This is a genomic window from Thermovenabulum sp. (assembly GCF_049701175.1).
Taxonomy (GTDB): Bacteria; Bacillota; Thermosediminibacteria; order Thermosediminibacterales; family Thermosediminibacteraceae; genus Thermovenabulum.
This window is the reverse complement of record NZ_JBNATW010000001.1, coordinates 38,875-63,907: the sequence shown is the minus strand read 5'-3', so window position 1 is coordinate 63,907 and position 25,033 is coordinate 38,875. Positions and strand designations below refer to the sequence as shown.

General features: G+C 37.7%; 19 protein-coding genes, 1 tRNA gene, 1 pseudogene and 1 riboswitch. Of the genes and pseudogenes, 20 read left to right on the top strand and 1 reads right to left on the bottom strand.

Features of this window, described 5'->3' with window-relative positions:
• Positions 1-40 precede the first annotated feature (40 nt).
• The 7 genes from ACPLVF_RS00300 (at position 41) to ACPLVF_RS00270 (ending at position 7,487) form a co-directional block, all read left to right on the top strand.
• Positions 41-1,270 carry an MFS transporter gene (locus ACPLVF_RS00300; RefSeq protein WP_424905822.1) on the top strand — a complete coding sequence of 410 codons (1,230 nt, stop codon included), beginning with the start codon at positions 41-43 and terminating at the stop codon, positions 1,268-1,270.
• Positions 1,271-1,273: 3 nt separating this feature from the next.
• A complete protein-coding gene (locus tag ACPLVF_RS00295; protein WP_424905821.1) occupies positions 1,274-2,422 on the top strand; it encodes an iron-containing alcohol dehydrogenase in 1,149 nt (382 codons plus the stop codon).
• A 46-nt stretch (positions 2,423-2,468) separates the two neighbouring features.
• Positions 2,469-2,963, top strand: a complete 495-nt coding sequence (locus tag ACPLVF_RS00290) for a methylated-DNA--[protein]-cysteine S-methyltransferase (RefSeq protein WP_424905820.1) — start codon at positions 2,469-2,471, stop codon at positions 2,961-2,963.
• A gap of 157 nt (positions 2,964-3,120) precedes the next feature.
• Positions 3,121-3,286, top strand: a riboswitch (cyclic di-AMP (ydaO/yuaA leader).
• Positions 3,287-3,379: 93 nt separating this feature from the next.
• On the top strand, positions 3,380-4,507 hold the full coding sequence (locus ACPLVF_RS00285) for an NAD/NADP octopine/nopaline dehydrogenase family protein (protein ID WP_424905819.1): 1,128 nt from the start codon (positions 3,380-3,382) through the stop codon (positions 4,505-4,507).
• Complete coding sequence (locus ACPLVF_RS00280) at positions 4,507-6,138, top strand: cobalamin B12-binding domain-containing protein (protein ID WP_424905818.1); 1,632 nt, start codon at positions 4,507-4,509, stop codon at positions 6,136-6,138. The genes ACPLVF_RS00285 and ACPLVF_RS00280 overlap by 1 nt, the downstream gene beginning before the upstream one ends.
• A 142-nt stretch (positions 6,139-6,280) precedes the next feature.
• On the top strand, positions 6,281-6,703 hold the full coding sequence (locus ACPLVF_RS00275) for a PaaI family thioesterase (RefSeq protein ID WP_424905817.1): 423 nt from the start codon (positions 6,281-6,283) through the stop codon (positions 6,701-6,703).
• Between the two features lie 19 nt (positions 6,704-6,722).
• Positions 6,723-7,487 (top strand): prolipoprotein diacylglyceryl transferase, encoded by a 765-nt coding sequence (locus ACPLVF_RS00270; RefSeq protein WP_424905893.1) that lies wholly within the window; start codon positions 6,723-6,725, stop codon positions 7,485-7,487.
• 10 nt (positions 7,488-7,497) lie between these two features.
• Here the strand turns inward: ACPLVF_RS00270 and ACPLVF_RS00265 are convergent.
• Positions 7,498-8,556 (bottom strand): annotated as a pseudogene (locus tag ACPLVF_RS00265) (NADP-dependent isopropanol dehydrogenase).
• Positions 8,557-8,850: 294 nt separating this feature from the next.
• On the opposite strand from ACPLVF_RS00265, the gene ACPLVF_RS00260 reads away from it, so the two are divergent.
• The 13 genes from ACPLVF_RS00260 (at position 8,851) to ACPLVF_RS00200 (ending at position 25,020) form a co-directional block, all read left to right on the top strand.
• A tRNA-Arg gene (locus tag ACPLVF_RS00260) sits at positions 8,851-8,927 on the top strand.
• Between the two features lie 26 nt (positions 8,928-8,953).
• A complete protein-coding gene (locus tag ACPLVF_RS00255) occupies positions 8,954-10,177 on the top strand; it encodes an S-layer homology domain-containing protein (RefSeq protein WP_424905816.1) in 1,224 nt (407 codons plus the stop codon).
• Positions 10,178-10,218: 41 nt separating this feature from the next.
• Positions 10,219-11,640: a stalk domain-containing protein gene (locus ACPLVF_RS00250; RefSeq protein WP_424905815.1), complete on the top strand. Its 1,422-nt coding sequence runs from the start codon at positions 10,219-10,221 to the stop codon at positions 11,638-11,640.
• Between the two features lie 82 nt (positions 11,641-11,722).
• A complete protein-coding gene (locus tag ACPLVF_RS00245) occupies positions 11,723-12,529 on the top strand; it encodes an Asp23/Gls24 family envelope stress response protein (protein ID WP_424905814.1) in 807 nt (268 codons plus the stop codon).
• Between the two features lie 138 nt (positions 12,530-12,667).
• A complete protein-coding gene (gene nuoE, locus ACPLVF_RS00240) occupies positions 12,668-13,192 on the top strand; it encodes an NADH-quinone oxidoreductase subunit NuoE (protein ID WP_424905813.1) in 525 nt (174 codons plus the stop codon).
• 21 nt (positions 13,193-13,213) lie between these two features.
• On the top strand, positions 13,214-14,965 hold the full coding sequence (gene nuoF / locus ACPLVF_RS00235) for an NADH-quinone oxidoreductase subunit NuoF (protein ID WP_424905812.1): 1,752 nt from the start codon (positions 13,214-13,216) through the stop codon (positions 14,963-14,965).
• A gap of 16 nt (positions 14,966-14,981) precedes the next feature.
• A complete protein-coding gene (locus ACPLVF_RS00230; RefSeq protein WP_424905811.1) occupies positions 14,982-18,554 on the top strand; it encodes an NAD(P)-binding protein in 3,573 nt (1,190 codons plus the stop codon).
• 154 nt (positions 18,555-18,708) lie between these two features.
• Positions 18,709-19,668 carry an acyl-CoA dehydratase activase-related protein gene (locus ACPLVF_RS00225; protein WP_424905810.1) on the top strand — a complete coding sequence of 320 codons (960 nt, stop codon included), beginning with the start codon at positions 18,709-18,711 and terminating at the stop codon, positions 19,666-19,668.
• Positions 19,665-20,792, top strand: coding sequence for a 2-hydroxyacyl-CoA dehydratase (locus ACPLVF_RS00220; RefSeq protein ID WP_424905809.1), 1,128 nt, complete (start codon positions 19,665-19,667; stop codon positions 20,790-20,792). The genes ACPLVF_RS00225 and ACPLVF_RS00220 overlap by 4 nt, the downstream gene beginning before the upstream one ends.
• On the top strand, positions 20,770-21,732 hold the full coding sequence (locus ACPLVF_RS00215; RefSeq protein ID WP_424905808.1) for an acyl-CoA dehydratase activase: 963 nt from the start codon (positions 20,770-20,772) through the stop codon (positions 21,730-21,732). Before ACPLVF_RS00220 ends, ACPLVF_RS00215 begins: the two co-directional genes overlap by 23 nt.
• A gap of 249 nt (positions 21,733-21,981) precedes the next feature.
• Entirely contained in the window at positions 21,982-22,398 is a 417-nt protein-coding gene (locus ACPLVF_RS00210; RefSeq protein ID WP_424905807.1) for an FHA domain-containing protein, read from the top strand.
• On the top strand, positions 22,382-23,608 hold the full coding sequence (locus tag ACPLVF_RS00205; RefSeq protein ID WP_424905806.1) for an FtsW/RodA/SpoVE family cell cycle protein: 1,227 nt from the start codon (positions 22,382-22,384) through the stop codon (positions 23,606-23,608). Before ACPLVF_RS00210 ends, ACPLVF_RS00205 begins: the two co-directional genes overlap by 17 nt.
• A 176-nt stretch (positions 23,609-23,784) precedes the next feature.
• The gene (locus ACPLVF_RS00200) at positions 23,785-25,020 is read left to right on the top strand and encodes a peptidoglycan D,D-transpeptidase FtsI family protein (RefSeq protein ID WP_424905805.1); all 1,236 of its coding nucleotides are present in this window, start codon (positions 23,785-23,787) and stop codon (positions 25,018-25,020) included.
• Positions 25,021-25,033 lie beyond the last annotated feature (13 nt).

Below are 25,033 nucleotides of genomic sequence, written 5' to 3'. Positions count from 1 at the left end.
TATTATGTTATAATGTTTTATACGGGGGAGGGGGGTTAATTTGATAAAAGAGTATATGAATTTGCCCCAAGCTCTTTACGTTATAATATTTGCCTTTATGATTAATTCATTTGGGAATTTTGTAAGGCCTTTTTTGACATTATTGTTAACCGATAAATATGGCTACTCGAAGGACTATACGGGTTACATAGTAGCATTAGTTACTTTTATTATTGTTCCCGGTTCACTAATAGGAGGTAAACTCGTTGATACTATCGGAAGAAAAAAAATAATGATAATTTTTCACCTTATTTCCGCGGTTTGCTTGATTGTATGTTCTTTTATAGAATACCCTGAAATAATTATATATCTTCTTTTAGCTTCAAGCCTATCTTTGTCCATAGCGAGCCCTGCTTTTAATTCTATGATTACCGACATTTCAGAAGAAGGTATAAGAAAAACAGCATTTTCCTTGAGCTATTTAGGAGTAAATTTGGGCTTTGCTTTAGGTTCGATTGTTGCCGGTTTTTTATACAAAAATTACACAAAATTATTGTATTTAGGAAATGCTCTAACGACAATAATTGCTATGACTTTAATATATTTTTTTGTAGATGAAACCTTACCAAAAAAAGAAGATTTAAAATCATTGAAAATCTCGACATATGAAACTTATGAAGAAGGCAGCACTGTTAGGGCTTTAATGGAAAGGCCTATACTTTTGGCTTTCGGTTTTATTTATATCATTTTTAGCTTAGTTTACAGCCAGTGTTCCTTTTCCTTGCCTCTTCACTTAAACCAATTGTTTAATTCCAATGGGGCTAAGTTGTACGGTATGGTGATGGGTCTAAATGCCATTACAGTGGTTGTTTTTACCCCTTTTATAAACTCTATTACCAAGAAATATTCCAGCCTTTTTTGCGTGGGAATTGCAGGAATATTGTTTGCAGTAGGCTTCGGACTTAATTATTTTGCTAATACACCATTAATGTTTTTTATTACTACTTTTATCTGGACTTTGGGAGAAATCATTGATGCGGTAAATAACAGGACTTTTATTGCGGAAAATTCCCCAATCTCTCATAGGGGTAGGTTTAACTCCGTAATGGATATTATTATGAGATCGGGGTTTACTGTTAGCCCTATGATAACGGGAGTTTTTCTTAAAAATCACAAAATAGAGGCGGTATGGGCATGTACCTTTTGGCTTGGTTTGGTAGGAGCTATAATGATGCTTATTTTAAATTATTATTTATATAGACAACTAAGTTTTAAGGATTTGGAGGGATAACAAGTGGAGTTTCAGTATTTTTTACCTACTAAATTGGTATTTGGAAAAGCTACGATAAACCAAATAGGAATTTACGCAAAACAATACGGCACAAAGGCTCTTGTAGTAACCGGAAAATCAAGTTCCAAGCGCTCTGGTGCATTAGAAAAAATAGTATGGAGCTTGGAAAAAGAAGGAGTTAAACCGGAAATTTACGACAAAGTTTTGCCTAACCCTACTTTTGAAGAAATAGAAAACGGAGCAAGATTTGCAATGGAAGTTTCAGCAGATGTCATTATAGGAGTGGGTGGCGGAAGCGCTATGGATACAGCCAAAGGAATAGCTTTTAAAATGAAAAACGAGGGGGATTTGGCAGAATATTTTGAAGGCAAAAAGGCTCAGAATGCAGTCCCGATTATATTAGTACCCACAACTTCGGGAACAGGCAGTGAAGGGAACAACATTGCCGTTATGACTAATCCTAAGACTAATGTAAAAAAAGGGTTTAGAAATCCTTCAATTTATCCGAAGGTATCTATCATAGACCCCGAATTGATGACAACAATGCCTAAGAGAATTACAGCATTTACAGGAATGGATGCTTTCTTCCATGCGTTAGAATCTTACATAAGTCTGCGATGCCAGCCTTTTACAGAGATGTATTCTTTAAAAGCTATGAGTCTAATTGCAGAAAACTTAGAGGATGCTTATAATAACGGGGATGATATCGAAAAAAGGAGCTGTATGGCCCTTGCGAGCAATCTTGCAGGGATTTCCATAGGGCTTTCAGGAGTCAGTGCCCTTCATGCAATGGAACATCCTTTAAGCAGTTTCTTTGGGGCAAATCATGGTGAGGGGCTATGTCCCATAGCGGTGCCGTTTTTAAAATATATTAAACCCCATATTGTAAAAAAGTTAGCTTCTTTGTCAACAATTTTTAAAATAAATGAAAATCTTTCTGAAGATGAAAAAGCGGAGAGGGTAATCGAATGGATTTCAAATATAATTTATAAATTAAACCTGCCGCAAAGATTGGAGTATTTCGGGGTAAATAAGGAAGATTTGAGGATATTAACCAAACATGTGGTTGAATTTTTGACCCATAATCTATCGACGACACCAGGAAATCTTAATTACGAGGATATTTATAAAATATACGAATCGGCTATGTAGTATTATGTAATATTAAGAAAATTGAAAGTTCCAAAGGAGAATAGTCATGGAAATATATTATGATGATATCTACACACCTATAGGCAGGTTGATCATTTTTTCGATAGATAAATATTTAATAAAAATATCCTTTGAAAATGAAAAAATTGATAAGGTATTTTTTTATAGGTATTTTAAAAATCCTTTTTTTATTAAAAAAGCCAATTGGGTTATTAAAAAATCTGAGAAAGAACTTGACTTGTACTTTAAAAAAAATTTACGGGAATTTAGTGTGCCGCTCCTTTTATTGGGCACTGAATTTCAGAAAAAGGTTTGGAATGAATTGTTAAAAATACCTTACGGGGAGTTAAAGACATACAAAGATATTTCGCAAAAAATGGGTATTCCTAAAGGTGCAAGAGCAGTAGGGCAGGCTAACAATAAAAATCCCATTCCTATAATAGTGCCCTGCCACAGGGTTATAGGTAAAAGCGGTGACTTGGTGGGATACGGCGGGGGCTTAAATATTAAAAAATATTTAATAGATTTAGAAAAAAATTAATAAGCTTTCTAATACTAAAACACGCATCATTGCGTAAAAATGTTAACAAGTTTAAGATATATTAGAAAAAAATAAAAATTATAAAAAGATAGGCGTTGACAATATTAGATACATAGTGTATAATTAAACTTACAATTTAATCATTTCTTGGCTATTATCCTTTAGAACGCTGAATTCCTTCTGCTATTTGGAGCAGAAGGGAACGGGGGACCCAATTGTTTGGGGTGAATCCCCTTCTTTGATTGTTTTTATTAAAGAAGGGGTAGGGTCACCTCACGACCCGAACCCGTCAGCTAACCTCGTAAGCGTGGTAGAGGGAGGTAATAGCTTGTGAGTACTTTTGTCTTTGAAAACAAGCTATGGGCCTCCATAGCTTCTTTTATTTTGCAAAAAAAAATTAGAGAGGGGGGTAATCGATGAAGGTCAAAGCGACTTCCTTTGCGGTTATAGGAGCGGGAAACGGCGGCCTTGCAATGGCAGGATATCTGGGCTTAATGGGTTATAATGTTAACCTTTACAATAGATCTTATGATAAATTAATCGATTTAGTAAAAAATCCTGTAATTCATTTGAGCGGAACTTACGAAGGGGAAGGAAGACTTTGCAAAGTTACCAATGATATTAAGGAGGCAATAGACGGGGTAGATGTTATTATGGTGACTACCCCTGCAACCGCTCATAAAGAGCTTGCAGCTGCCATGGCGCCTTTTTTAAAAAAGGGCCAGATAATAATTCTAAACCCGGGTAGAACCTGCGGAGCTTTCGAAGTGCTTGAAGTTTTAAGACAGTGGGAAGCGGAAAAAGATGTGGTGGTAGCCGAGGCTCAGACTTTTATCTATGCCTGCAGGGCAATGTCAAACACAAGTGTAAAGATTTTCAGCGTAAAAAATGAGGTTAAATTGGCTGCGATTCCGTCAGACCAGACTGATAAAGTGATTAAAGCAGTTTCCCATGCCTTTCCTCAATTTAAAAAGGCGACGGATGTATTGGAAACGAGTTTAAACAATTTTGGTGCGATATTTCACCCTGCGCCAACTCTTTTAAACAGCGGACATATAGAGAGATGCCAGCCCTTTGAGTATTACTTGGAAGGCATTACACCTACCATAGGTAAAATGCTCGAAAAATTGGATGAGGAAAGAATGAATGTGGCAAGGGCATTAGGTGTTAAAACCTTATCAGCTATTGAATGGCTTTACGAATCTTATGGCGCAAAAGGAGAAACCCTCTATGAAGCTATTCAGAATAATACAGCTTATAAGGGATTAACTGCGCCAAAGGGATTGAACACAAGGTATATTTACGAGGATGTGCCTTACAGCTTGGTTCCCATATCTTCCCTTGGTAAACAGGTAGGTGTAGAAACCCCTGCTATAGATACTATAATCGGCCTTGCCTGTATGATGACCGGAGTGAATTTTTGGGAAGTTGGTAGAACCTCTGAAAAATTAGGCTTAGCAGGGCTTACTCCAGCGGAAATACATCTTTTTGCACAAAAGGGCTATATCGTAAGAAAATCCTTGGAAGAGGAGGTGGTAGCGTAATGAATAGGAAGATAATAGCGTGCACCATAGGTAACTGCGTACACGTAGCAGGTGTAATGAACTTTTTATCCCTTGCCGAGCAGGAAGGTTATGATGCGGAGTTTTCAGGAATAGCGTTGACGGTGGATGAGCTGATTCGTGAGGTAAAAGCTAAAAAGCCAGATTATGTAGGAATAAGTTTTCGCTTAACACCTGAACCTTTAAGACATATATTAAAAGAACTGAAGCAAAAAATTGATGAAGAAGATTTAAAGGGCATAAAGTGGATCTTTGGCGGCAATGAGCCAGCAGCCCTTGTAGCGAAAGAGTCAGGAATTTTTTACAAAGTATTTGACGGGACAGAAGATGTGGATGAAGTTATTGGGTTTTTAAGGGGAATTGACAAAAAGGAATTTGAACATTACCCAAAGGATTTAATTTCAAGGATTGAATCAAAATACCCTTATCCCATAATAAGGCATCATTTGGGGCTTCCTAAGGTTGAAGATACTATTGAAGCCATTAAAAAAATCGCAGAATCTAAGGTTTTGGATGTCATTTCAATTGCACCGGATCAAAATGCTCAAAGCTTTTTCTTTGAACCGGAAAAGATGGATAGGCGATTGGACGGAGCGGGAGGCGTACCGGTAAGGAAAAAAGAGGATTTTGTAAGGATGTACGAAGCAGCCCAAAGGGGAAATTTCCCACTGCTTCGTTGTTACAGCGGGACGAGTAATTTATTGAAATTTGCCGAGCTCTTAAAAGAAACCATTAATAACGCATGGGCAGCTATACCTCTTTGTTGGTACAGCGAATTGGACGGGAGAGGACCAAGAACCGTAAGAGATGCCATTTTTGAGAACCAACAGGCTATGAAATGGCATGGTGAAAGAGGAATACCCGTTGAAGTAAATGAGGCACATCATTGGAGCTTGAGAGATGCCCATGATGCTGTTGGAGTTGCGGCTTTTTATCTTGCAGCATATAATGCCAAAAAAGCGAAGGTTAAGGATTTTATTGCACAGTTTATGTTCAATGTCCCGCCTTCTATTTCCCCTAAAATGGACATCGCAAAAATGCTTGCAAAACTTGAACTTGTAAGCACATTGGAAGACGACAGCTTCAGAGTATACCGCCAGGTTAGGGCGGGTCTTGCAAGTTTTCCCTCCGATCTGAATATGGCTAAGGGGCAGCTTGCGTATTCTGCTTACATTTCGATGGCATTAAAACCTCATATATACCACGTAGTTGGCTTTTGCGAAGCACACCATGCTGCAGGTGCAGAAGAGATAATTGAAAGCTGTAAGATAGCAAGACAGATAATTAAAAATTCCTTTTTAGGCATGCCCGATTTTGTAAATGATAAAGAAGTAATAGAAAGGAAAGAAAGACTGAAAGAGGATGCAATGATAATAATAGATGCCATTAAGGAATTAGGAAAGGGAATAGAGGACCCTCTTTCTTCCCCTGATTGTATAGCAAAAGCCATACAAATAGGCATACTTGATGCACCACACCTAAAGGGAAGTAAAGCAGCAAAAGGTATGTTAACTACTAAGCTATATAAAGGAGCTTTATATCCTTACGATCCTATTAAAAAGAGGATATTAACGGAAAAAGAAAGGATAGAAAGACTCCTTTGCACAATTTAAAAAAATAAAGCCGGTAAAAACCGGCTTTATTTTTTGGGCTAACTTTTTTTTATATTATTTTTGCCGGAATAGCAACTTAAATACTCTGAAATATTGTGGTAAAATTAAAGCTAAGGCATTAAAAAAACAAGGGGTGAAAATAGTGGAAACGGTAAACAAAGGGTTAGAACAAGAATTTTTTGAAGAAATAGTAAATAACAATTTTCATTCCCCTTTCATTGAGTTAATGGGTTATAAGATGATTGAGATTGGGAAGGGAGAAGTAGCTATTGAATTCAATCCAGGAAAAGAAATGCTTAATGCAATTGGAATAGTGCACGGTGGTTCAACGGCTGCGTTATGTGATACTGCTATGGGATTTGCCGTCAGGAGTTTGGGGAAAATTCCCACAACCGTAGAGATGAAAATTAATTATTTACTTCCGATAAATTTGAATGAAAGGGTTATCGCCCGTGGAAGGGTAATAAAAGAAGGTGAAAATATTTGTGTGGCTGAGTGCGAAATAATTAAAGACAATAAAATAGCAGTTAAATCAATTGGGACCTATTTTAACTTAAAAAAATAATGATTATTGGAGGTTATAAATTATGCTTTTAAATTTAAGCCCCTACGCCTTTAAAATCGGACCTATATCGGTGCATTGGTACGGTATTTTTATGGCTATTTCTTTTCTTGTGGGTACCTATTATTTATATATTAAAGGAAGAAGGAAAGGCATAGATGAAGACTTTATATTAAATCTTGCGATGATAGTGATTATTTCTGGAATAATTGGAGCAAGATTAATGTTTGTTTTGACTAACTATCCTCAGTGGTTTATTAAAGAGCCTTTACAGGTAGTTAAGATTTGGGAAGGTGGTTTATCTTGGCACGGTGCTTTACTTGGCGGTTTTTTGAGCGGTTGGTGGTACTGCAAGAAAAATAATGTCAATCCCAATGAAATGGCTGACCTCACGGTGCTTGGTTTATCTTTTGGCTACATAATCGTAAGGATAGGTAATATATTCAACCAAGAAGTCCTGGGCAGAATGACGGATTTTTCCTTCGGAAGGTGGCCCGCTCAACTGGTAGGTTCTTTTATCGGCCTTGTTCTACTTATAAGGTTTTTATATTTAGAAACGAAAAACCCTCCAAAAGGCTATCAATTTTGGTCTTTTATTTGGTATCATCAACTTTTACGAGCATTATTTGAGGAAACCGTAAGAGATAATCCTCTTTATCTGGTGCATTATGTTAACCCCCGTTGGGGAATTGGATTTTTCACCTTAACCCAGTTGATGACACCTTTTGTAATAGGCTTTGCTTTTTATATGTATAAAACCACAGCAGAACAAAAAAATGGAGCTTAAAGCTCCATTTTTATTCTAATATAACCACAGGTTTTATTAAGTCTTGCGGTTTATCTTTCATCAAGAAGAAAGCATCTTCAATATGTTCAAGCCCGCGGAATACGTGTGTTACTAATTTGCCTGGGTCTATGCGATTATATATGACAAGATCAATAAGTCTTTCCATTCTCAGTCTTCCGCCTGGGCACAAACCGCCTCTTATTGTTTTATGAGCCATACCGCATCCCCATTCTGATCTGGGAATTGGTAAAACTTCTCCCTCGCCAAAGTAATTAATGTTCGCAATTGTGCCACCTGGCTTGACAACCTTGACTGCAGTTGCCATGATGTCGGCATTGCCGCCGCTGATAATTACACAATCAACACCTTTTCCATCAGTGAGTTTCATTATTTGTTCTTCTATAGGGCCATTCTTGTAGTTTATAACATCAGTAGCTCCGTACTGCTTTGCAACTTCGACACATACAGGTCTGCTGCCTACAACAAAAATTCTCCCCGCTCCGCGCAGTTTTGCACCGGCTACAGCCATAAGTCCTACCGGACCGATACCGAAAACTGCTACTGACGCACCAAGTGCTATTTCAGCCATTTCTGCCCCATGAAAACCGGTAGTCATCATATCAGGAATCATAACAGCAGCTTCTAGAGGAATTTCTTTCGGTAGATGTGCAAGATTCATATCTGCATCATTCACGTGGAAGAATTCTCCAAAAACTCCATCTTTAATATTTGAAAACTTCCATCCTGCAAGCATGCCGCCGGAGTGCTGATGGTAACCTCTTTGGGCCTTCAGGGTTCGCCAATCTGGGGTAATAGCAGGAACTACTACACGGTCCCCGGGTTTAAAATCTTTAACCTCGCTACCGACTTCAACTACTTCACCTACCGCTTCATGTCCGAGGATCATGTTATGTCTTTCGCCTATAGCACCTTCAAATACGGTGTGAATATCTTATGTACACGGAGCTACAGCTAAAGGCCTGATTATAGCATCAAAAGGTCCTGGAGTGGGTTTTTCCTTTTCTATCCATCCTACTTTTCCGATTCCAAGCATTGCGAAACCTTTCATTGTAAAACCTCCTATAATATTTTATTTGCAGATTAATAGGATTGTAATAACATTCACAATTTCAGAATATCAAAAAATCAAAAGTTTGTCAATAAATGTCAAAAATTTAACAATAATATCAAATGTTGTCGAAAATTGTTATTGGTTATCAAGAAAGTTATAAGAACATTTAGGGAAATGCCGTTTTATAAAAAGGCTTGCTTGACTAAGGGGTTAATCTCGGGTATATTTATATTACGAAAGTAAACAAAATAAGCCGGGCAAGGGGTGTATTATCTGTCCGGAAAATTGAGTGCGCCTATAGCTCAGGGGACAGAGCACCGGCCTCCGGAGCCGGGTTTGCGGGGGTTCGAATCCTCCTAGGCGCACCATTTTTATTTTAAGAAAGGAGCGATTTATGTCGTCAGTTAATAAAAAAATTCTGAAACTCTTTTTAGCGATAATGTTTTTAATTTTTGTATCAGTATCTACGGCAAATTCAGTTAGAGTAAAAGCCGATGATAATAATAAAAATTTTTATATTTCAAGGGGCGAATTTGCGAACATTTTAGTTAATTTAGCTTTTCCAAATTGGGACGGCCCAAAAGAGGGTGACAATTTTTTTACAGATTTAGATGAACCCTCTTTGAATAAGGATTCGATATTATTTCTTTATAAAAAAGGTATATTAAGGGGATACCCGGACAAAACGGCAAAATCCAACAAGTCAATTACATATTTTGAAGCTTTTGCGTTGATATCAAGGACCTTAGGAGTTGTAGATATTTCCGATAACGATAATAATGGCCATTGGGCATTAACCTATTTTAACGTATTAAAAGAAGAGGGATTTTTAAAAAAAGGATTTAACGAGTATGAAAATAAAATAATAACTCGCAGGGAAGCTGAAGAGCTGCTTAACAAGATTTTTTCAAATCAGGGTGATGCCCAGGATTTGGTAATTGATTTAATAAAAAGTAAAAATATGCTGAAAAGTTATGGCAGGAAAGATATTTATAGGGTCGTCCTAGAAAAAGATGGACAAGCCTATGTAAGTATTGTGGAAATTTACACGAAATTTTTAAAAGAAATTTTTCATCAGATAATATCCATGAAATCTTTTGATACAGAAGATTTTAGTGAAATTGAAATTTATGCAGACAAAAATTATAATTATTTAAATGTTGTGAGTAGCAAAAATAAAGATAATTGTCAAAAATGGATAAAAATAAAATCTACATTTACAAATTCAATAAATTTTCCGATGTTTGTTGAGCATTTTGATTATAGTAAATGCCTTTTTAGGCTTGAAAAGGAAGATTCCCAAGAGGGTTTAACTAAATTAATATACTATGTTACTGATTCCAGCAACCAAGATATAAAAACCATTTTAGAAAAAATAGGCGTGGTTTCGCAAAACACCAACCAGCAGGATGTTAATTTTACAGTAGAGAAAATTAGAGGAGAAGTATATATTGACAAGACCGGTAAGATTTTAAAAGAGGCATATGAATTAAAAATTTATATTAATCCTTTAAACCGTATTACACTTAATGGGCTTAGTGAATATTTTGAAATAGGGGAAGATGGGGAATTTGAAATACCAGAAGAAGTGAGGAATGCTCCATTGATGGATATCTAAATCCATGCTCAAGAGAGTGCATTAACGAAAGGGGAAGATAAATGATAAAAATTCTAAAAAGGTTGAAATACATAATTGCATTCTTTGTTTTAGTGACAATTACTTTTTCAGCCTATACTCCATCTTATGCGGCCACTGCCAGTGTGATTTTTGATGGCAGCCTTCTCAAGTTCGATGTTAATCCTATATTCAAAAATAACAGGATTTTTGTTCCTTTTAGGGTTTTAAGCGAAAAAATTGGTACCAATGTGGAATGGGATGGCAAGGAAAGAAAAGTAATAGCTGTAAATAGCGAGAAAACCGTTGAATTGAAATTAAACAGCAAGGTCGCTTTGATTAATAACAAGCCATATAACCTGGATGTTTCTCCCATATTATATCAAGGGAGGGTGCTTGTACCTTTGAGGTTTTATGCTGAGGCCTTTGGGGCTATGGTAAATTGGGATGAAAAAAATAGAACTGTTAATATAATTTCCAAGCAAAAGGTTTTAAAACATGTATTAGGGTATTACTACTCGTATTCCTTTCAGGATTTTGTAAGCAATGCTGACAAATTAACTTCTGTTGCTGTTAAATGGTATACCTTAGATGACAATGTTAATCTCACCAATTATGATAAAAAAAGGTTTATAATGACTCCTCAGGACTACAAAGAGGTATTTAGGATAGCAAGGGAGAAGGGAATATACGTATATGCCCTTGTGTTTGAGAGCGATAGGCAAAAATTGACAAAAGCTCTTGCAACACCCGATAAAAGAAAAGAAATTGTTGAAAGTATCGTCTATGAGGTGCAAAAAGAAGGCTACGATGGGGTAAATCTTGATTTTGAGTATTTGAGTCCTTCGGATAAGGATAATTTCAATGAATTTGTAAAATCCCTTTATTTTGCTCTGAAAGAAAAAAATAAAACCTTAAATCTTTCTCTACCTGTTAAAACTGAAGAAAGGGATTGGTGGCCGGGTTATGATTATGAAACCTTAGGAAAATACTCTGATTTTGTGGTTCTCATGGCCTACGATAAAAACCCTGCAAATCCCGAGCCTCAGGCCGGGGTGGATTGGGTGGAGAAAATACTGGATTATACGCTAAAAAGAATTCCTCCTGAAAAAGTGGTTTTGGGTATTGGATATTACGGATATGCATGGGCAAACGGCAAAAAATATACGGTGCTTCCTTCAAGAGCGGGTTTTAATTACACTGGAATTCTTTATGTAGATGAATTGCAGGAAAAGTACGGATTAAAATTCAAAATCGATGAGAAATCCCTGATGGCTAATGGAATTTTCACCGATGAAAATAATGTCACTTATCAGATTTGGATGGAAAGCGATTTAGCTGTAAAAAACAAGGTAATTTATGCAGTTTCAAAAGGTCTAAAGGGTATTGCTGTGTGGAGGCTGGGATATACTACTGAAGGTTTTTGGAATGCTGTTGGGGAAAAAATAGTGCCTTTGAAAAAATAAAAAAATCCCGCAAACTTGCGGGATTTTTTTCTTTATATAATAGTCTATTTGTGATATTATTAACTTATTAAGGGTGATTCATATGGTGATTGCTCTTATTGGGAAAAGTGGAACGGGTAAAAGTCATAAAGCTTTGATGATAGCGGCATTAAATAATGCTGAAATAATAATCGATGATGGCCTTTTAATTTATAATAACAGCGTAGTGGCGGGTATTTCGGCAAAGAAGGAAAAGACGAAAATAGCGGCAATAAAAAGGGCTTTATTTAAAGACCCCTCTCATGCAAAAGAGGTAAGGGAAAAATTGTCAGAAATAGGTTATGACAAAAACATCCTCATAATCGGTACTTCCGTTAATATGGTAAAGGAAATATGCAATACCCTTTCCTTGAGTTTACCCGATAAAATAGTATATATTGAAGAAATTTCTTCGGATAAAGAAATTGAAATTGCTAAATATTATAGAAGTAAGGAAGGAAAGCACGCCATACCTGCACCTACCCTTGAAGTTAAAAAGTATTTTTCCGGCTATTTGCTTGACCCCATGAAAATATTTTTCAGAAGAGGGAAGATAGAGTTTGAAAAGGAGAGCACAGTGGTAAGGCCAACTTACAGTTATCTTGGCAGGTACACCATTTCCAACGTGGCCTTAGAGCAGCTTGCACTTTTTGCAGCAAACAGCGTAAAAGGTGTGGCAAAAGGAGGAAGGGCCATATTAGAAAATTATGAGAGCGGTATTGTCATCAATTTAGAATTAAACGTCGAATACGGTTTTAAAATCGATGAACTTCTTTCAAAGGTTCAGGAGGAGGTGAAGAAAATTGTGGAATACCATACAGCTTTAAATGTTCTAAGGGTTAATGTAACTGCTAAAAAACTGATATTATAGCTGATACTATAAAGGTAAATTGAATTTTTTAGTATTATTTTTTAGTATTAATTAAGAAGGAATCTTTAATTTAAATGTAGAATATTTTTTTGTATTTTGTATAAAGTATTTATTATTGTTTACGAAAGGGTGAAAGGGATGAAATGCAATCACTGTGAAGAACAGGGACTGGAGAAAAATTTTAAAGATACGGACATCGATCTTACGGTTTTGCAGGAAGCTTTGAAGGATTATAAGGAATCAAAAAACAATTTGATCACTGCCCTTCAAATAGCACAAGAAATTTACGGTTATCTACCAAGAAAAGCACTTTACTATATAGCCGAGGAGATGAAGGTTAAGCCTGCAAAGGTATTTGGGGTTGCAACTTTTTATACCCAATTCAGGTTAAAGCCAATTGGAAAGCACTTAATAATGCTCTGTCAGGGAACTGCTTGCCATGTAAATGGTTCGGAACTGATTAAAAATGCTATATGCGATGAATTAAAGATTGAAGAAGGGGAAACAACCGAGGATGGGTTGTTTACACTCCAGAATGTGGCCTGCCTTGGGTGCTGCAGTTTGGCACCCGTAATGATGATAGATGGTGAGGCTTACGGGAAATTGACACCGGACAGGGCGAGGGAAATAATAAGGGAAATTTACAATAAAGAGAAGGTTTGAGAAATTTTGGAGGTGTGCGGGGTGAAAGTATTAGTAGGCCTTGGCAGCTGCGGAATAGCTGCAGGGGGAAATAAAGTTTTACAGGTAATCGAAGAGGAAGTAAATAAAAGCGGAATTAATTTAGAAATTGAAAAAGTTGGATGCATCGGTCTTTGCTATTTGGAACCCATTGTTGATGTTATAGATGACAGCGGTAACAAAACCACTTACGTCAAGGTGACTCCGGAAATAATGAGAAACATCTTCGAGGAACATATATTAAAAGGCAATGTGATCGAGAAAAATGTAATTTCAAAAGAGGATGTAGAGTATTTAAGGGGTCAAAAAAGAATAGCTTTAAGAAACTGTGGAGTTATTAACCCTGAATCTATTGAAGAATATATAAAAAATGGGGGTTATAGGGCTTTAGAAAAAGTCCTTAAAGAAATGACTCCCGAAAGGGTGATTGACGAAATAAAAATTTCAGGTTTAAGAGGACGCGGAGGGGCGGGCTTCCCTACATGGTTTAAGTGGAATGCTGCAAGGCAGGCAGCAGGATCCCCAAAATATATTGTGTGTAATGCGGATGAGGGAGATCCTGGAGCCTTTATGGACAGGAGCATTCTTGAGGGTGACCCCCATTCTGTAATAGAAGGTATGGCAATTGCTGGCTTCGCTATTGGGGCAGAACAGGGTTTTATTTACGTAAGGGCAGAATACCCGCTTGCTATTAAAAGGCTGCAGATAGCACTAAAACAGGCTAAGGAAAAGGGTTATTTAGGTAAAAATCTATTTGGTACAAATTTCTCCTTTGATATAAAAATAAAAGCTGGAGCTGGAGCTTTTGTATGCGGCGAAGAAACTGCCCTTATAGCATCATTAGAAGGAGAAAGGGGAATGCCCAGGTTAAAACCGCCTTTCCCTGCTCAAAAGGGTTATTTGGGAAAACCCACAAACATAAACAACGTGGAGACTTTTGCTAATGTACCGTGGATAATCTTAAACGGCGGCAGCACTTTCGCGCAAATCGGTACCGAAAAAAGTAAAGGTACAAAGGTATTTGCCCTTGCGGGTAAAATTAAAAAGGGCGGACTTGTGGAAGTTCCTATGGGAATTTCCTTAAGAGAAGTAATTTTTAATATTGGCGGAGGAATAAAGGGAGACAAAAAGATAAAAGCCGTTCAGTTAGGAGGCCCTTCAGGAGGATGCATACCGGAATCTCTCTTGGATACTCCTGTTGACTATGAGTCCATAGTAAAAACAGGTGCAATTATGGGTTCCGGCGGTATGATTGTTATGGATGAAACCACCTGTATGGTGGACATGGCAAGGTACTTCCTTGCTTTTACCCAGAAGGAATCCTGTGGAAAGTGCACTCACTGCCGTATAGGTACAAAACGGATGCTGGAAATACTTGAAAGAATAACAAGCGGCAATGGTAAAGAGGGAGATATTGAAAAATTAGAGGAGTTAGCCTTAAATGTTAAAGAAGGTTCTCTTTGCGGATTGGGCCAGACGGCTCCCAACCCGGTGCTTACAACCTTGAAATATTTTAGGGATGAGTATGAGGCCCATATATACGACAAAAAATGTCCTGCAAAGCAGTGTAAAGCCCTTATTAGTTTCATGATTGATGAAGAGAAATGCAAGTCGTGCGGATTATGTGCCCGCAAATGCCCTGCGAATGCTATAGAGGGAGAAAAGGGCAAACCTTATAGCATAATTCCCGATAAATGCGTAAAATGCGGCACCTGCGTACAAGTTTGCCGTTTCAACGCCATAAGAGTTGAATAGGTTTGGAGGGGGAAAAATGGAAGAAATAAGGCTTAATATAAACGGATTGGAAGTAAGGGGTAGAAAAGGCCAAACTATTGTTGAAGTAGCAAGGGAAAATGGTATTGATATTCCCACCATGTGCTACGATGAGAGGGTAAAAATATACGGTTCCTGCGGTGTGTGTTTGGTAGAGGTCGAAGGAGCACCAAAATTATTGAGGGCATGTGCGACTGAAATAACTGAAGGTATGGTAGTGAGGACAAATACAGAAAAGGTAAGAAAGGCAAGAAAGGTGGCCTTTGAACTCCTTTTGTCAAACCATATAGGGGATTGCCGCCCTCCCTGCCAGCAGGCATGTCCCGCTCATACGGACTGTCAGGGTTATGTAGGGTTGATTGCAAACGGCCAATATAAGGAAGCTGTAAAACTAATAAAAGAACAGCTGCCCTTACCGGCGAGCATCGGCAGGGTTTGCCCTCACCCTTGTGAGGATGCTTGCAGGAGACAGTTGGTGGAAGAGCCTATTGCGATAGCCTGGCTAAAGCGGTTTGTAGCGGATATAGACCTGTCCTTAGATACTCCCTATATGCCCGAAATGGATGCACCCACCGGCAAAAAAGTTGCTGTAGTTGGAGGAGGCCCAGCAGGCCTTAGTGCAGCTTATTACCTTGCAAAAGCTGGTCATAAAGTTGTGATTTACGAGGCAATGGAAAAATTGGGAGGTATGTTGAGGTACGGCATTCCTCAGTATAGGCTTCCCAAAGAGGTTCTTGACAAAGAAATTGAACTCATCGCCCGCATGGGAGTGGAGTTTGTTACAAACTGTAGAGTAGGGAAAGATATTTCTTTAGATTATTTAAGAAAAAACTATGATGCTGTTTTTATTGCCATAGGTGCCTGGAAAAGTTCAAAACTCGGCTGCCCTGGAGAAGAACTCAAAGGTGTGGTTGGCGGTATAGAATTTTTAAGGGCTGTAACAAAAGGTGAAAAAATTGAAATGGGCAGCAAAGTTGCAGTAGTAGGCGGCGGAAATACAGCTATGGATGCTGCAAGAACCGCTGTGCGTTTAGGGGCAAAAGAGGTTTATGTCCTTTACAGGCGTACAAAAGAGGAAATGCCGGCAAATGAAATTGAGGTTATTGAGGCTGAAGAAGAAGGGGTTAAATTCGTATTTTTGGTTGCACCCAAGGAAATAATAGGTGAAAACGGTAAGGTTTCTGCTATTAAGCTGCAAAAGATGAGGTTGGGAGAACCGGATGCGTCCGGAAGAAGGAGACCCGAACCTATTCCTGGTGAAGAAATGACGCTTGAAGTGGAAACGGTTATTGCGGCAATTGGGCAGGAAGTAAACATAGAAGGTTTTGAAGGGCTTGCAATTACAAGGAAAAAGACCATAAGTGTAGATGAAAAAACCTATGCCACCAATATACCGGGTGTTTTTGCTGGCGGAGATGCTGTAAACGAAGGTCCCGGCATTGCCATTGAAGCCATTGCAGACGGCAAAAACGCAGCGGAAGTGATAAAAACCTATCTTGAAGGAGAGATAGTCCCTATAAAAGAAAGCTACGTAGTTAAAAGAGAAGGTTTGACAAGAGAAGACTTTGCTGACAGGGAAGTTGTAAATAGAGTTGAAATGCCCCATTTGTCACCAGAGGAAAGAAAACATAACTTCTTTGAAATAGTAAAAGGTTATACCGAAGAAGAAGCCCAAAAAGAAGCTATGCGCTGCTTGGAGTGCGGCTGCAAGGATTACTTTGAGTGCAAATTAATTAAATACGCCAATGAATACCAAGTCGAACCGGAGAGATTTAGCGGTGAGGCCAAGAAACATGCTTATAAAGACGAGCATCCTTTTATCATAAGAGACCCTCAAAAGTGTATACTTTGTGGACTTTGCGTCAGAGTTTGCGAAGAAGTAATGGGAGTTACGGCCCTCGGATTTGTAAACAGGGGATTTGAGACGGTAATTAAACCGGAATTTGAGCTGGCCTTAAAGGATACATCCTGTATTTCCTGCGGACAGTGCGTTGCTGTATGCCCGACGGGAGCACTTCAGGAAAGATTCTTCGTTAAAAAACCTGTCCCTGTTAAAACGGAGAAAAGGGATACAGTCTGTTCCTTCTGCGGAGTAGGATGCAATGTAGTCTTGGATATGTCGGGGGACAAAGTAATAAGGGTACTGCCAAATAAAGAAAGCAAAGTAGACGGCGGACATCTCTGTGTCAAAGGGCGTTTCGGTTTGGGCACATTGCTAAAACAGGAATTAATTGAAAAACCATTAATAAATAGTGGGGAATCCTATAAAGAAATTTCTTATGATGATGCTATAAATTACGTCAACAGAAAGATTCAGGGGATAAAAGCACAGTATGGAGGAGATAGCATTGCGCTCTTTGCATCTCCTAAGTTGACAAATGAAGAATTATATTTGGTAAAAGAGCTTGCAAAAAAGATAGACACACCGTATTTGGCGTCTTTCAGTAGTTTACCCAGCGGAATAAAGGATGTTTTGGGTTTTGATGGTTCAACAGTAACCCTTGAAGAAGTTTCTGCTGCGGATGTAATATTGTTATTGGGATGCCATTTGATGGAAGATTATGCGGTAGTTGGAGTTAAAGTAAGGCAAGCTTTAGGGCGCGGTGCAAAACTTATTGTAGTAAATAATAAAAAGACCATAGCTGATGATTGGGCAGATGTAGTAATAAGGCCCGAAAACGATACTGATTTTATTAAAGCAATAATTAAGGCTTTGTTAGAAGAAGGAGTAAATCCCGGCATTTCTTCCCTCGAAGGTTTTGAGGATTTGAGAAAATCCATTGAAAATGTTGTTGTTTCCGATGAAGTAAAAGAAATAGCAAAATTATACGGCAAGGCAAAAAATGCTGTGGTAATTTTCGACCACGATAGGCTTACAAAAGAAGCTGAAAGGCTTATCGCTCATATGGCAGTTGTTTCAGGACATATAGGAAGGCCGAGAAACGGAATATTGATGCTGAGGAGCAAAAATAATTCCCAAGGGCTTTCAGATTTAGGATTATGTGAAGATTATAAGGATATACTCAGACTAATTGAAGAGGGCAAGATAAAAGCTGCACTGGTATTTGGCGAAGACCCTGTGTCAGATAATAATTCTTTGAAGGATATTTTTAGTAAACTCGAATTTTTGATGGTGCAGGATATGGTTTTGACGGAAACTGCAAAACTTGCTGAAATTGTACTGCCTGCTCAGTCGATACTTTCCAAAAAGGGAACATTTACCAGCTTTGAGGGAAGAATTCAGTGGTATGAAGGAGTAGAAAACAATAAAGAGTTAAAAGATTGGAAAGTCATACTTAACTTATTAAAATCTTTTGGTTACGAAAAAGATTACGCCGATGTAGAAGATATTACTTATGAAATTTCTTATAAAGTGCCGGCTTACAGGTATATAAAATTAGCTATGGATAAAAAAGGTGGTATTATTAGCAGGCATGATTGGGAAGAGATGAAAAAAGGCTTGAGGCTTTCGGCGACAGAAAAAGCAGAGATGTTCAAAGATAGAATATTGGTTGATGCCGTTGAGAGAAAATTTATGAATAAATTAATTGAAAGCGGAATTCTAAAATAGTATAATTAAAAGAAAATGTTATAGTAAAAGGGCTCGTATTTTTCCTTTAAAATACGGGCCCTATTGTTAATTTTTTATAAAAAAAAAGGAATTATCTAAAAGCCGTTGAATAATAATATGTTACGAATCGAGAGATTAGGAAGGGATGCTTTAAATGAAAGTTGGAATACCGAGGACGCTTTTTTATTACGCCTATTCGCCGTTTATTCTAAGCTTTTTAGAAGAACTTGGGGTTGAAGTAGTTGTTTCAGAACAAACTTCTAAAGAGATAATAGATGAAGGAGTGGAGGATGCGGTTTCCGACGCATGCGTTCCAATAAAATTATTTCACGGGCATGTAAAAAATTTGTTTAAAAAAGCTGACCTGATTTTGGTTCCGAGGCTTGTCAGCGTAAATAAAGAAGCTACTTTTTGCCCTAAATTTTTAGGTCTGCCCGATATGCTCGAAAATTCCATACCTGATTTTAACAATATGTTGGAGATAAGGGTTGATACAAAAGGAAAAAAAAGGGAGCTTTTTAAAATCTGTTTAAAAACCGCAAAAATTCTGGGGAAGGGTTTTTTAAAGGCATGGAAAGCGTGCAATATAGCCCTTAAAAGCTATGAGGAATACTGCCAAAGGATGCAGGAAGGTGCTTTATTGCCTCTTGGCATTGAATCTCAGGATAAAAATAAAGATATTAAACTTGGTGTAGTGGGTTACCCTTATATCTTATATGATTCTTATCTTAGTTTGGATATTATAAAAAAGTTGATTTCTCTGGGATGCTATGTAATAACGCCGGAAATGCTTCCGGAGAGAGTAAAAAAAGAAGAAAGTTTAAATATAAAAAAGTTGCTCTTTTGGACTTTTAGCAATAATGTTTTGAGGGCATCCTACCATTTTATCAACAATAGAAATGTGGATGGAATAATTCATGTTACTGCATTCGGGTGTGGGCCGGATTTTATTGTAGATAAGCTGCTGGAATTGGAATGTAAAGAAAAAAATATCCCCTTTCTTACGGTTACCTTGGATGAACATACCGGACAGGAGGGTGTCAATACCAGATTGGAAGCATTTGTTGATATGATAAAAATAAAAAAGGCGAGAAAAGAGGCGGCGGTATCATGAGAAAGGTATCCTTTCCTTTTGTCGGAACGGCAAATATTCCTTTCGAAAATCTTATGAGGGCCTTGGGCAATGATGTGATTTTACCTACAAGGCCTACTAAGGAAACCTTAAGCCTTGGGACAAAATATGCACCCGAGTTTGCATGCCTTCCTTTTAAAATAGTGCTCGGCACTTATATAGAGGTTTTGGAAAAAGGTGCGGATACCCTTGTCTCAACAGGGGGAGTGGGTCCTTGCAGAGCAGGGCTTTACACTACTTTGCAGGAGAAAATTTTAAAAAGCCTCGGATATCAATTTGAAATGATCACATTGGAACCCCCGAGTCGTTATCTTAAGGATTTAATTCAAAACATAAAAAAATTAATAAACGTGAAATTAAGGCTTAGAGATTACTTTAATATAGCAAAATTCATTTGGAAGGAATTACAGCTTCTTGATAAGGCTGAAAAGCTAAGCCATAAAGTAAGACCAGTGGAGGTAAAAAAGGGAGATGCTTCTTTGGCTTATAAAAAATCCATTGAGCTTGTAAAACAGGCAAGGGATTATAAAGAGCTTTTGGAAGTGGAAAGGGAAATCGAAAAGCTCTTTGATAAAATAGAAAAAAAGGATGTAGATCCTATTAAAATCGGAATTGTGGGAGAAATCTATGTGCTTTTAGAACCTTCGGCAAATTTAGAAATAGAAGAAATGCTCGGTGATTTAGGAGTTTATGCAGAAAGGTCTATGTTCCTTGCTGGGTATACCTTTTATAATGCTATCATGGATTTACTGCACAGGCCGGGAGAAAGGGATGTCAAAAAGGAGGCAATGCCCTACTTTAAAGAAATGTGCGGAGGGCATGGAAGAGAATCGGTGGGGAATGCTATAATATTTGCAAAAAGGGGATTTGATGGTGTTATTCAACTTTCACCTTTTACTTGCATACCCGAAATTGTTGCAAAGAGCATTTTGCCGAAGGTATGCAGTAAATACAATATAGGTTTTTTGCCCATTACATTAGATGAGCAAACGGGAAAAGAGGGCTTGCGAACAAGAGTAGAAGCCTTTGTAGATCTTCTTGCAGCTAAAAGGAAGAAAAATTGTATAAAAGGGGATGCGAAAAATGGCACATTTTTTGGGGATTGATGTAGGGTCTGTAAGCACAAACATCGTGATAATTGATGATTATGGTGAAGTCAAGGAAGCTATATATATTAGAACTCAAGGCCAGCCTATAAAAGCGGTACAGGAAGGCCTTAGAATGCTTGCAGATAAAGAAGGGAAATACGATATAAGAGGTGTTGGCACTACCGGAAGCGGAAGACAACTTGCAGCGGTAATAGTTGGAGCAGACGTAATAAAAAATGAAATTACAGCCCATGCAGTTGCAGCCCAAAAGGAAGTGCCCGATGTTCAAACCGTTATAGAAATAGGCGGACAGGATTCAAAAATAATAATTTTAAGGGACGGAGTTGTTACTGATTTTGCAATGAATACCGTATGTGCTGCGGGTACAGGTTCTTTTTTGGACCAGCAGGCTAATAGGCTCGGCATCCCTATAGAAGAGTTCGGTAACTTAGCCCTTAAATCCCAAAACCCCGTAAGGATTGCTGGAAGGTGTGCTGTTTTTGCCGAGTCCGATATGATACATAAGCAGCAACTCGGGCATAAGATCGAAGATATTATAAGGGGTTTATGTCAGGCTCTTGTAAGGAATTATTTAAACAATGTGGGGAAAGGAAAGGAAATACTTCCGAGAGTAGTATTTCAGGGAGGTGTAGCTGCGAATTCGGGAATGAAGGCAGCTTTCGAAGAGGCCCTTCAAATGGAGGTTTATGTGCCCAAATATCATCATGTCATGGGCGCAATTGGGGCAGCGCTCCTTGCAAAAGATGCTAAGGTAGAAAAAACAAAATTTAGAGGTTTTAGAGCAAGCGAAATCTATTTTACGGCAGACAGTTTCGAATGTAGAGGTTGTTCTAACCGGTGTGAAGTGGTAAACATTAAAATGGATGAAAAAATAATAGCTCGATGGGGTGATAGGTGTAACAAATGGAAGATAATGGAAAATGGGATAGAAGGATAAAAATGTTTATAGCCTGCTGATGGTTAACTATCGATACCCATTGATTTACGGTACCTCGCTAATCATCAGCAGGCATTTATATTTTTCCACGCATCATATGAAGTTATAATGAAAAATTTTAATCAAAATGGGATAAAAGAGTAAATTATTTATTTAATAAAAAAAATTATATGCTAAAAAAAGGAAATACTAAAAAAGAGTCAAATACTAATAATACTGGCTGATATGAAATATTAGAGGTGGTTTTTAGTGTACGAACTGTTGGCCCAGATTGCAAAATATGTAATTATTGGGCTTTTATATTATTTTTTGTATAATTTTTTAAAAATAATGGTGATGGACTTAATAGAAGATAAGCAGGAAAATTTAGGATATGTCTTAAAAACCGAAGATGGAAAAGTATATACTCTTTTAAAGGTTACAACTATCGGCAGGGCTAATGACTCGGACATAGTGATTGATGACCCTTATTTATCCAGTAAGCATGCAATAATTTATAAAAAAGGGAATGCGTTATATATTCAGGATTTGAAAAGCACCAACGGAACTTTTTTAAACGGCGTTAGAATAAAAAGGCCGGTAAAGTTGAAGGAAAACGATGAACTGATCCTGGGAAGCAAAAAGTACGTTTTAAAGAGGAGGGAAGCGGATGCACCCTCAGATTGAAGATGTTTACAATAAATCTGTAGGTATTTTAGCTTTAATAGGTATTATAAACTTTTTATTGCTATCGTATTTTAATAAAACCTTAGGAATAGGTATATTTTACGGTGCTCTGATTTTTTTAGCAACCTTCTTTTTATGCTATATTATCAACTATAAATTTATAGAAAATTCAGATGTATATCTTTTTTTACTCTCAAGCTTATTGGTGGAATTGGGACTTATTATGTTATGTAGGATAAATCCAGAGCTTTATAAAAAACAGGTTGTTTTTTACGTCATAGGGGCATTTCTTTTTATACTTTCTACTATTATGACAAACTACTTTATAAAAAGGGTTAAAAATCCGCTGCTTTTTTGGTTGATAACTTTTGTATTTTTGCTTTTACCTATATTATTCGGGGTAGAAAGGGGAGGAGCAAAAAACTGGATATATATTAAAGGTCTTTTTTCCTTCCAACCTTCGGAAATTGCCAAGTTATTTTTTGTTTTTTACCTATCTTCAAATTTAAAAGAAGGAAAAATAAAAAATATGTCCAAATTTATTTTAGAAATATTTTTAATTATTGTTTTATTAATATTAGCAAAGGATTTGGGCGGTGCGATGCTATTTTACCTCACTGCGTTGATGTTAATATTCATAGCAACCTCAAGGTATGACTATGCGTTTTTGGGCATATTGTTTGGGATCTTTTTAGGATTAGCAGGTTTTCATTCCTTTCCGTATATTAGAGCAAGGGTGCTTGCTTGGTTAGACCCATGGCAGGACGTACCCGGAAGGGGTTATCAGATTGCTCAATCCCTTTTTGCCATTGCTCAAGGTGGATTCTTCGGGACGGGACTTGGCCTGGGACATCCGGAGTACATTCCGGCGGTGGCAACGGATTTTATTTTCTCTGCTTTTACAGAGGAGTTTGGTTTTTTAGGGGGGCAAGCACTGATTATTTTATATTTTTTACTGGTTTATAGAGGTGTAAGGATATCTCTTCGTTCGATAGATTCATATCTTTCTTTGGTTTCCATAGGGCTGACGGTATTTTTCGGCCTGCAGGTGTTTACTATCATAGGTGGGGTTATTAAATTAATCCCTATAACAGGAGTTACCCTTCCTTTCATGAGTTATGGCGGGAGTTCGATGATAATAAGTTTTACATCCCTCGGTATACTAAATGGTGTCTGGATAAGCAGTAGGGAAGAGGAGGGGATAGGGTAAAAATGAACAATTTACAAAAAAATATTAAGATAATTTTTTTTATATTTTGTATAATGTTTTTATCCTTAATGTCCTATTTAACATTTTTTCAGCTATACGAAAGGCAAAGGCTTATAGAAAGTTCCTTCAACAAAAGGCTTTGGGAACAGGAAGCAAAAATGAGAAGGGGGGCAATTTTGGATAGAAACGGTGTAACCCTTGCAGAAACCGTGGAAGTAGGCAGTGAAAAAAAGAGGATATACATTAGCGGAGAAGCTTTTGGCCCTCTTTTAGGATACTCTTCATCAAAGGTAGGCCGTTCAGGGTTGGAAAGTGCTTTAAACGGTGAACTCTTGGGAATTTCCCAACAGGACCCGCTAAAGGTTCTAAGGCAAAAAATACTTGGGCTATCTCAGGGGAACAATGTATACCTTACTATAGATTCTGAGCTCCAAAAGAAGGCGTACAGCTTATTACAGGGGAAAAAAGGCGCAATTGTAGCCATAGAACCGAAAACGGGTGCAGTCCTTGCAATGGTGAGTTCACCCGGTTTTGATTCAAATAAAATTGAAGAGGAATGGGAAAAACTTAAAAACGACGACAACCATCCATTATTAAATAGGGCTATACAAGGGCTTTATCCTCCCGGTTCTGCTTTTAAAGTACTGACTTTATGCGGGGCTTTGGAGAATTTTGCCGGAATTGAGAAGGAAAGGTTTACAACAAAGGGGTATATAAAAATAGGGGGCAGGATTATCAAAGATGATGATTTTATAAAGCCGGGGCAGTATGATCTTAAAAGAGCTTTTGCGGTTTCCAGCAATGCCATATTTGCCGAATTGGGTTTGCGGTTAGGGAGAGAGAAACTTTTAAAGGTTGCTAACAATTTTGGTTTTAATTCTGAGATACCTTTTGAATTACATGTTCAAAAAAGTCAATTCCCTGCACCTTCCTTTTTAGACAGCGACGTTCAATTGGCGGAAGATTCCATAGGGCAGGGGAAAGTCCTTGCAACCCCTCTTCAGATGGCCTCCGTTGCTCAGATTATTGCAAATGACGGAGTTTATTATAGTCCTTATATTGTAAAAAGTGTGGAAATGCCCTTTGGGGAAGTAAAGTCCAATAATTTTGGAGGTTTAAGGAAAGTGGTAATTTCACCAAATACTGCATATAAATTAAAGGAGTATATGACTGAAGTTGTTGAAAGCGGCACGGGTAGGGCTGCAAAAATTAAAGGCATTAAAGTTGCCGGTAAAACAGGGACGGCTGAAAATCCTCACGGGGAGCCACACGCATGGTTTATAGGATTCGCTCCGGTTGAAGCCCCCAAAATTGCCATTGCGGTAATTGTAGAGAATGGTGGTTCAGGAGGCAGGGTCGCAGCTCCTTTGGCAAGGGAGCTAATATTAGAGTATTTAAAGGGAAAAAAATAGATTTAAGAGGTGG

Coding starts and splice junctions, on each gene's coding strand:
- ACPLVF_RS00290 (WP_424905820.1), top strand. CDS start 2,469: ATGGAAATATATTATGATGATATCTACACACCTATAGGCAGGTTGATC.
- ACPLVF_RS00285 (WP_424905819.1), top strand. CDS start 3,380: ATGAAGGTCAAAGCGACTTCCTTTGCGGTTATAGGAGCGGGAAACGGC.
- ACPLVF_RS00280 (WP_424905818.1), top strand. CDS start 4,507: ATGAATAGGAAGATAATAGCGTGCACCATAGGTAACTGCGTACACGTA.
- ACPLVF_RS00255 (WP_424905816.1), top strand. CDS start 8,954: ATGTCGTCAGTTAATAAAAAAATTCTGAAACTCTTTTTAGCGATAATG.
- ACPLVF_RS00250 (WP_424905815.1), top strand. CDS start 10,219: ATGATAAAAATTCTAAAAAGGTTGAAATACATAATTGCATTCTTTGTT.
- ACPLVF_RS00245 (WP_424905814.1), top strand. CDS start 11,723: ATGGTGATTGCTCTTATTGGGAAAAGTGGAACGGGTAAAAGTCATAAA.
- nuoE (WP_424905813.1), top strand. CDS start 12,668: ATGAAATGCAATCACTGTGAAGAACAGGGACTGGAGAAAAATTTTAAA.
- ACPLVF_RS00230 (WP_424905811.1), top strand. CDS start 14,982: ATGGAAGAAATAAGGCTTAATATAAACGGATTGGAAGTAAGGGGTAGA.
- ACPLVF_RS00225 (WP_424905810.1), top strand. CDS start 18,709: ATGAAAGTTGGAATACCGAGGACGCTTTTTTATTACGCCTATTCGCCG.
- ACPLVF_RS00220 (WP_424905809.1), top strand. CDS start 19,665: ATGAGAAAGGTATCCTTTCCTTTTGTCGGAACGGCAAATATTCCTTTC.
- ACPLVF_RS00215 (WP_424905808.1), top strand. CDS start 20,770: ATGGCACATTTTTTGGGGATTGATGTAGGGTCTGTAAGCACAAACATC.
- ACPLVF_RS00205 (WP_424905806.1), top strand. CDS start 22,382: ATGCACCCTCAGATTGAAGATGTTTACAATAAATCTGTAGGTATTTTA.